This window comes from Burkholderia sp. Ac-20392, from assembly GCF_017104585.1.
GTDB classification, from domain to species: Bacteria; Pseudomonadota; Gammaproteobacteria; order Burkholderiales; family Burkholderiaceae; genus Burkholderia; species Burkholderia lata.
Genome location: NZ_JAAGPB010000955.1, coordinates 1 through 1,388 on the forward strand (window position 1 = coordinate 1; position 1,388 = coordinate 1,388).

The following is a 1,388-nucleotide window of genomic DNA, read 5'->3' on the forward strand; positions in this document are numbered from 1 at the left end:
TCCTGCGCCTGGATCGCGCTGAACACCACGGCGGGCGGCAGCACCACGACGCCGCCCGACAGGGCCAGCGTGCCGGGCTCGGCGACGCGGCGCGCGCCGAGGCAGGTTTCATCGAGCGTCGACAGGGTCATGCGGCGGTCTCCTCGTTCGTGCGCGCGAACGCGTCGCGATACTGGTTTTTCAGCACGGGGCGGTCGATCTTGCCGTTCGGGTTGCGCGGCAACGCCGGCAGCGGCTCGACGACGAGCGGGCTCATGTAGGTCGGCAATGCATCGCGGCAGGCGCGTGCGATGTCGGCGCGGCAGGCGTCGGCGTCGAGCGTCGATACGACGCACGCTGCAATCGCTTCGCCGAGCGATGCATGCGGCACGCCGAACACGGCGGCCTCGCGGATGTGGGGCAGCGCGAACAGCACGTCCTCGACTTCGGTCGGGCTGACGCGATAGCCGGACGTCTTGATCATGTCGTCGCCGCGCGCGACGAAATACAGGTAGCCGTCCGCGTCGCGGCGCACGATGTCGCCGGACCACACGGCGACGTCGGGGCGCGGGATCTCGCCGTGCCGGCGCGGCAGCGGGCGAAAGCGCTGCGCAGTCAGCTCGGGCCGGTTCCAGTAGCCGAGCGTGACGAACGCGCCGCGATGCACGAGTTCGCCGGGCTCGTCGGCCGCGCATTCGCTGCCGTCCGCGCGCAGCACGAGGATTTCGGCGTTCGGCACGGCCTTGCCGATCGACGTCGGGCGCAGTGCGGCGTCGGCCGGCGCCAGGTAGGTCGAGCGGAACGCCTCGGTCAATCCGTACATCAGGTACGGCGCGGCGTTCGTGAACAGCGCCTGCAGGCGGTGCAGCAGTGGCGTTGCGAGATGGCCGCCGGTGTTCGCGAAGCGGCGAATTCGCGTGCGCGCGGTGTCGCTCCAGCCGGCGGATGCGAGTTGCATCCACAGCGGCGGCACGCCGGTGATCGACGTCACGCCGAACGCGTCGCAATGGCGCGGCACTTCGGCCGGCTGCAGGAAGTCGAGCGGTGCATAGCACGCGCCGGAGGCCAGCGCGGTCGTGAGCTGGCTCATGCCCGCGTCGAAGCTGAGCGGCAGCACGCCGAGCACGACGTCGTCACTGGCCAGCCCCAGATACGCGGCGACGCTGAACGCGCCCGAAACCAGGTTACGGTGCGACACGACCACACCTTTCGGCTTGCCGGTCGAGCCGGACGTGTAGAGCAGCGCGGCCGGATCGTCGTCCACAGGGCGGCCGGTGAGGGCCGGTGCCGGTGTGTCGGTGCCCGGCGCATTGATTGCGTCGGCCAGTTCCTCGATCAGCATCGCGCGGGCGCCGACGAGCGCGGCCAGCGCCGGCAGGCGCTTCAACCGCTGCGCGCCGGTCATGAAC

The 1,388-nt window shown here is 71.0% G+C and carries 1 protein-coding gene; it reads right to left on the reverse strand.

The features are described from left to right. Positions 1-127: 127 nt before the first annotated feature. The coding region (locus G3N99_RS40045; RefSeq protein WP_206125173.1) for an AMP-binding protein at positions 128-1,388 on the reverse strand (1,261 nt) is incomplete at its 5' end.